A 6,587-nucleotide genomic window follows, 5' to 3' on the forward strand; every position below is an offset into this window, starting at 1 on the left:
CATCCCATATGCTTCTCACGTCCCCGACGCGCTGCAAAGCGCCCAGGCGGGCCATCAGCCCTCATCGTCTAGTGGCCCAGGACGCCGCCCTTTCAAGGCGGTAGCACGGGTTCGAATCCCGTTGGGGGCACGCTCAACCTGTGCGAGACTGTTCTCGCACAAAGCTTGGTCCTGTGGAGCAGTTTGGAGTGCTCGCCACCCTGTCAAGGTGGAGGCCGCGGGTTCAAATCCCGTCAGGACCGCTGGCAGCTCGCGAGAGCTGCATGGCTGGGTAGCTCAGTTGGTACGAGCGTCCGCCTGAAAAGCGGAAGGTCGCCGGTTCGACCCCGGCCCCAGCCACCTTCGCCCATCTGGGCAAACAGCCTCACCGCAGATCTTCGGTGAGGCTGTGCTCATGTCGGTACGCCAACGCGTACGCCAACAGTGAGAGCGACGCTCGTCGACACCGCGCCCCCAACGGGGAGCGCGGGTCGATCATGGTTACCGCAACGTACACAAACTGGCAGGGCAACGCCTTTTAAGGTGCTTCCCCCATGTCGCGAAGCTTCAGTCGACCTCTGCCACGAGAGCCGTCACGATGCCGAGGCGAGGGGATGATGTCGATGGGTACAACACTCTCCGGCCGCGGGGGTGGACGATCCAAGATCCGGCTCAGCGCCCCAGAAGACCAGGGTCTGCCGCTGCGGGTGAGATGACGTTCGGCATCCAGGACTTCACAAATGGATCTCAACGTATAGCCCTGATCCCGGAGCTCCCGCGCGCGAGCAAGGGCCTCTTGCTCGCGTGAATCTGGGGCGAGGCCTCCTTCAACAGCAACCCACCCGTACGGAGGCGCACCATACGCATAACCTCCCTGTTCGTACTTGCGGCGTCGCCCGTTCTTCATTAAGTCAATTCGTGGAGGAAGACGTTCCATTTCATCGTCCCACTCCAGAACCCTCCCCCGCGCAGCCCGCCACAGCTCTTCCGCCACCTGCTGCCGCTCTTCAATCCGCAGGACCACGTTAGTGTCGGCAGCAACAACCCGACCCGTGAACGGCGCGTAACAAAGCCGCGACAAGATTTCAAAATAATAGGGAGACGGAAAAAAGTCCGCCAATCGATCGGATGACAGGACGACCAATTTTACGTTCCCCTGCTCTAATGCGGACTCTGCCCGACTTAACATTCCAGGGGAGTAGGCATCGGACACCGCGATGACCTCGTGGCCGTGCCGACGAGCCCAACTACGGATTTCCTCGGCTTGCTGCTGCGCCGAGTAGGCGAAGCCCATGTAGTCGTCGATCGCTTGACTAGCAAGTGTCAACCCGATCGCCCTCAACGCGACCTCCATGATCATCTGCTGCAGTTATAGATCCGCCTGGAACCTCTTCGGCCACGCGGTTCAGAGTTGCCTTGACCGAAGCCCCCACGCTGCGTCCCGGAAAGAACCAAGCGTGGGGGCCCTGATCGACCATGTCATGGAGACTTGTCATGCCCCACCGTACGCAGCACGGTCCCTCTACGCCAGATAGCACGGTCGGGGAGCAGGCAACCACTCGATACGGAATGCCTCACTCCCTCTTGATCGTTTCCTTCGTGCTCGCAGGCACCGTGCTGGCATGCACGGGCAAGGAGACCACTGACATCCTCACCCTCTTGCTGGGCTGCGGAGGAATTGGCGCAACGGTCCTCATCACGGCCAGTGGCGGTCGGCGCCTCGTGTTGGCGGTCGCCCGCGGGCTCTTGCTAAGCCGGTGATCTCCGTCGCACACCGCTACACAGAAGAGCCGATTCCGCAGTAACCGATCCTCCTGGATCTCTCATAACGCGCTCCGGAAAAGCCCTTCCGAAATGAAACGCTCCCTCCCGAGGAGGAGGGAGCGTTTCAGCGGGCCAGACACTCTCGCGTCCGATCGTAGTCAGGAAAGCTGCTCTCCGAGCCGGTTCAGCGCCTTCCGCTGCTCGTCGAGCGAGGCATGGGCATACACCTTCATGGTCACCCCGATGTCGCTGTGCCCGGCGATCTGCCGCACCGTGTGCGGCGGCACCCCTAGGTCGAGCAGCAGCGAGACGGCGGAGTGACGAAGGTCATGGAAGCGGAGCTCCAGCCCGAGCCGCTTCCGCAGTGGGTGCCAGGACCGGCGGAGGTTGTCCGGCTCCAGCGGCGTCCCGATCCGGGACGCGAACAGGAGCCCATGCTCCCGCCATTCGATGCCGGCCGCCGCGCGCTCTTGCGCCTGCCGCTCCTGGTGCTCGCGAAGCGCCTCCACGACGATCGGCGGTAGCGGGATCGTGCGGACCGAGGAGACCGTCTTGGGCGCCACGAGCATCAGCTCCCCTTGAACCCGTTGCAGCGACCGTTCCACGATCAGGCTCTCCCGTTCGAGATTCACCGCGTCCCACCGGAGCCCCAGCAGCTCACCGCGGCGCATGCCCATGACGAGCGCGAGGACGTAGAGGGCGTACAGACGATCCGCTCGCGCTTCCCGGAGCAGTAGCCGGGCCTCGGCCACGCTGAGCCCCTTCCCTGTGCCGTACGAGGGTGTGGGGACCTGCACGAGCTGGGCGACGTTCCGCACGATCAGTTCTTCCCGTACGGCGTTCTGGAGCGCATTCCGCAGCACGGCATGGATGGACTGCACCATCCGGCGCGAGAGGACCGACCTGCAGCACTCCCCCGCCGCGCAGCACTTCGGTTCCGGCCGGGCTTTGTCGAGCCCGTGCTTGCAGCACTGACATTCGGCGGCCACTCGGGCGAGCCAACTGCGAACCTCAGCGGCCCGGAGCGTTCGGATCTTCTTCTTCCCAAGCCCGGGGATGAGGTGGACCCGGACGACGCTCTCGTATCCCTGGTAGGTCTTCGGTCGGCGGTGGACGCTCACCACTCGAGCCAGCCAGTACGTGAGGTACTGCTCCAGGTTCATGTTCGTGTCCGGCGTCGGGACGCCCTTGTTCTCCTGCGCCTGGAGTTCGGTGATCTTCTGCCGGATCTCCTCGCGGGTCTTGCCGTAGACGGAGACGCGCCTACGGATGCCGCTGGTCGTCGTCACGAACACGCGGCCGTGGTACGTGCCGTCCTTCCGGATCGTGATGCTGCCTTCGCCGTTGGCGCGCTTCGCCATCAGGCTGCCTCCTGGATCTGCTGCTGAATGAACGTGTGGAGCGCGTCGGCCGGAATCCGGCGGGAACGGCCGACGGTGAAGCTGGGGAGCTGCTTCGAGCGGATGAGGTCGTAGACCTTGCTGCGGCTGAGCCTCAGCGCCTTCATGACTTCGGGGACCTTCAGAGCCTCATGCGTTGTGGGCAGGGCGGAACTCACTGCGTCCTCCAAGGGAGTGCGGGGACCCCGGTCCCCTTCTGGGAAGTCCGCTACATCCGCTACGCCGCTACATCGCAGGTCAGCGGGTGGTTTTTTGTAGCGGACGGTTCGGATGTAGCGGCTACGGCCGTTTCGGGGGTGCGGGCCGTAGCCGCTACATCTGGGTTTGCCGCTACAGATTCAAGGGCTCTGAGCTGGGCTGTAGCGGTGTAGCGGATGTAGCGGCCCTGGGGGGAGGGCAGTAGCGGGCCCATGCGTCTTCGAGGTCGACGGCGTGGAAGCCTTTGAGGACTCCGCCGGCGGTGCGGATGTTCCGCGAGCGGATCGGCTCGTTGTCGGCGGTCATGTACTCGCTGAGCATTCGGGACAGGCGCCGGTTGTCGAGCGGCTTGCCGTCGAGGTCGGCCCACGGGGCGTCGTCGAGGGAGTTGAGCCGGTCGAGGATGGCGATGGTGGGCAGCCGGTCGATGCCGATGAGCACGTGGTCGCGCAGGTCGGTCAGCAGGCGGATGCCGAGGCTGCCCTTGTCGTTGGACTGCGAGGCTTTCACCAGGGTCAGGCAGGCTTGCCGGGCCCGGCGGGGCCAGTCGCCACCGGCGGCGTCCGCGACGGCGAGCAGTGGTTCCCACACGTCCGCCGGGCGGTCGGTGACCCCTTCGGGGACTTCGGGGAAGGCGTCGGTCACGCGTTCCTGCACGGTCTCGGCCCACTTGGCGAGCCGGTCGCGCAGGGCGTTGCCCTCCCGGACGTGGATGCGGGTGCGGAAGGGCTCGGCCTTCTCGTTCCGGGCGCGGCGGCGCATGCGGATGATGACGGAGCGGGTCAGGATCGTGTCGGGCAGGGAGCCGAGTCCTGCGACCGCGACGGCGCAGAACGAGGGGAAGCCCTGCACCTGCTGGTTGGAGCCGTCCCCGACGCACCGGTACATCACCCGGCCGCGCGTGTGACCGGCGTTGATGAACCCGCGGAGCTGCTCGTTGTCTCCCGCCTTCGGGCCGAAGACGGTGTCGATCTCGTCGAAGAGGATGGTCGGCCGTCCGCCGTCGATCCCAGAGACGGAGCGGAACAGCGCGGACGCGGACGCGTCCACGGCCGCCATGGCGCGCGGCACAAGCGTTTCGACCACTTCCAGCGCCCGTGACTTGCCCGACCCCGGTTCGGGGGAGAGGAACGCGAGCCGCGGGGTGGAGTCGAAGCAGTCGAGCAGGTGGGCGTGCGCGTCCCACAGGGTGACGGCGACGTAGGCGGCTTCCAGCGGGAAGACGTTGAAGCGGCGGTGGAAGGCTTCCACCTCGTTCAGCAGCGCGGCCCCGTCGATGGCGGCCGGGGTCGTCGTGTCGGGCTCGGTCATGCGGCGGTCCTTCCTTCCTGGTTGGTGCGGAGCGGGCAGACGGCCCGGTGATCCGCGTGCTCGGCCACGAGGGCGGCCACCCTGCGGCGGCCGACGGCGCTGCGGTCGCGTCCGCAGGCGCACTTCGAGGTGGCGGTGGGGATCGCACTGCGGCCGGGTGCGGCCACGTGCAGCCAGGCGACGGGGTGGCGTCCGTCGGCCGGGCGCGGGTCAGGGCGAACAGCAATGGGGACGCCCTGACGGGCGGCGCCCCTCGGGCGCCCAGAGCCGTGCATGGCCGGGCCGGGTTCGGCGGGGCGGGGCTGCTGGGTGGTTGTGGTGGGGCCTTCCAGGCGGGGGGAGGTTTCCGGGCTCATGCCGTCTCCCGGGTGCGGGCGGTGCGGGCGGACCAGTCCAGTGCGCTGCGGATGGTGGTGCGGCACTCGGCCGGCGGCAGTCCCGTCGACTCCCCCGCCGCCTGGAAGGCCTCCTCCACCACGTGCCGGGGGAGGTCGCCCCACGCGACGAACCGCCCCACCTTCAGCGCGGACCGGTACAACGTGCTGTTCCGCCCGCCCTCACCGGTCGCGGTGACGGTGGCGCACTCGCGTTCCAGCGCCACCGCAGCGACCCGGGACGCGTCGCGCGGCACCGCGACGACCGGCCGCACGGTGGGCGCGGTGCGCTCGGCGAGCAGGCGGGCGAGCCATCCGGGCAGCGGGGCAACCGGGGACGGGTCGGCCACCTCGTACGCCCCGGCGGCCGTGGTGCTGCCGGGGGCGACGACGTAGCCGCCCCACGCCCGGGTGTCGATCTTCGGTGCGAGCCGCCCCGCAGTGGACTTCAACCGCGCCCCGTCCGGGGCGGTGAAGTACAGGTGCTGCCCGCCGCTGGGGGTCCGCACCCGGTAGGTCGCGGGGACGGCGTGCCCGGCGCGCTCGCAGAGCGCCTTGAAGGAAGTGGCGCCGCAAGGCGTCCCCTTCTCGTCCTTCGGCTTGAGCGTGTCGAGGTCGACCACGAGCAGCCCGGCCGGGCCGGTGGCGACGGCGACGTTCCACGGCCGCAGCGCCCACGCCGCCCGGATCACGTGCGGGTCAGTGGTGGCACGCTGCTCGGGGGTGCGGTGCCCGGCCGCGCAGCGGCCGGTGCCGGGGCAGCGCTCCTCACCGTGCCCGGCGGGCCGCTTCCCGCCGGGCCGCAGCGGGATGACCGGCCAGCCGCGGGCGGCGGTGTCCAGCGCTGCGCGCAGCAGCGTGGAACGGTGGTCATAGGTCATGCTGGATGTCTCCAGTTCACTTGTTGGGTGCTGGGTGACGAGGGCGGCCCCGGTTTCATTGGCGTGAGAGGGGGACCGCCCTCGGCGTCGTTAGGCGTCGGGTTTGTCGTCCGGCAGCGTGGCGGGGTCGGGGTGGAACGCCTTGGTGTAGAGGCGGATGCGGTAGCCGTCGCGGGCGGGGCGGACGTGGATGGGGTCGCAGTCGAACGCGTCGGTCAGCGCTTGGGTGATGTCGGGTTCGTCGGCGGGGTCGCAGATGATGCGGATGTCGAACACGCGGGGTTCCTCTCGGGTCGGGGTCAGCCGTGGAAGTGGTTGCGCTTGAAGACGGCCTTGCGGATGTTGACGACGGTGCCGCCGTCGCCGTGGCCGGTGCCGAGGACTTGGGCGGCGATCCAGCCGCCGAAGATGACGGCGGCGAGGATGACGAGCTGCTGAATGAACGCGGCGAGCGCGGTGATGAACGCGGTCAGCAGGAACAGCCCGCCGCAGACGGCGGCGAACCCGATGCCTCCGAGGGCGATGTTCACGGCCGTGCGGGAGACGGCCGGCCGCTGCTCGGCCACCGGGGCCGCGGCGGGCGGCGCGGTGGGGGTGTAGCCGGTGACGGTGCGGCCGTCGGGCAGGATGACCGTCTGCACCGCGACCGGGGCCGGGACGGTGCCCGGCTGGACCGGGAC

General features: G+C 68.3%; 8 protein-coding genes and 3 tRNA genes. 3 read left to right on the plus strand and 8 right to left on the minus strand.

The window, feature by feature from the left end; translation table 11 throughout:
• The first annotated feature begins 57 nt into the window (after positions 1 to 57).
• From GUY61_RS32450 to GUY61_RS32460, 3 genes are all read left to right on the plus strand, one after another.
• Positions 58 to 130, plus strand: a tRNA-Glu gene (locus tag GUY61_RS32450).
• Between the two features lie 37 nt (positions 131 to 167).
• Positions 168 to 242 (plus strand) — tRNA-Asp (locus GUY61_RS32455).
• Positions 243 to 265: 23 nt separating this feature from the next.
• Positions 266 to 339, plus strand: a tRNA-Phe gene (locus tag GUY61_RS32460).
• Between the two features lie 178 nt (positions 340 to 517).
• Here the strand turns inward: GUY61_RS32460 and GUY61_RS32465 are convergent.
• From GUY61_RS32465 to GUY61_RS32500, 8 genes are all read right to left on the minus strand, one after another.
• Positions 518 to 1,339, minus strand: coding sequence for a hypothetical protein (locus tag GUY61_RS32465; protein WP_166633907.1), 822 nt, complete (start codon positions 1,337 to 1,339; stop codon positions 518 to 520).
• A gap of 562 nt (positions 1,340 to 1,901) precedes the next feature.
• Positions 1,902 to 3,104 carry a site-specific integrase gene (locus tag GUY61_RS32470; RefSeq protein WP_166633908.1) on the minus strand — a complete coding sequence of 401 codons (1,203 nt, stop codon included), beginning with the start codon at positions 3,102 to 3,104 and terminating at the stop codon, positions 1,902 to 1,904.
• Complete coding sequence (locus GUY61_RS32475; protein WP_166633909.1) at positions 3,104 to 3,301, minus strand: helix-turn-helix domain-containing protein; 198 nt, start codon at positions 3,299 to 3,301, stop codon at positions 3,104 to 3,106. The genes GUY61_RS32470 and GUY61_RS32475 overlap by 1 nt, the downstream gene beginning before the upstream one ends.
• 172 nt (positions 3,302 to 3,473) lie before the next feature.
• Positions 3,474 to 4,652: a DUF3631 domain-containing protein gene (locus GUY61_RS32480; RefSeq protein WP_166633910.1), complete on the minus strand. Its 1,179-nt coding sequence runs from the start codon at positions 4,650 to 4,652 to the stop codon at positions 3,474 to 3,476.
• The gene (locus tag GUY61_RS32485; RefSeq protein ID WP_166633911.1) at positions 4,649 to 5,008 is read right to left on the minus strand and encodes a hypothetical protein; all 360 of its coding nucleotides are present in this window, start codon (positions 5,006 to 5,008) and stop codon (positions 4,649 to 4,651) included. The genes GUY61_RS32480 and GUY61_RS32485 overlap by 4 nt, the downstream gene beginning before the upstream one ends.
• Positions 5,005 to 5,907, minus strand: coding sequence for a bifunctional DNA primase/polymerase (locus GUY61_RS32490; protein ID WP_166633912.1), 903 nt, complete (start codon positions 5,905 to 5,907; stop codon positions 5,005 to 5,007). The genes GUY61_RS32485 and GUY61_RS32490 overlap by 4 nt, the downstream gene beginning before the upstream one ends.
• A gap of 90 nt (positions 5,908 to 5,997) precedes the next feature.
• Positions 5,998 to 6,183: a hypothetical protein gene (locus GUY61_RS32495; RefSeq protein ID WP_166633913.1), complete on the minus strand. Its 186-nt coding sequence runs from the start codon at positions 6,181 to 6,183 to the stop codon at positions 5,998 to 6,000.
• Between the two features lie 23 nt (positions 6,184 to 6,206).
• Positions 6,207 to 6,587: hypothetical protein (locus GUY61_RS32500; protein WP_166633914.1), on the minus strand; the 381-nt coding region annotated here is incomplete at its 5' end.

Origin of the sequence: Streptomyces sp. GC420 (genome assembly GCF_009916105.1) — a bacterium.
Classification (GTDB): domain Bacteria; phylum Actinomycetota; class Actinomycetes; order Streptomycetales; family Streptomycetaceae; genus Streptomyces.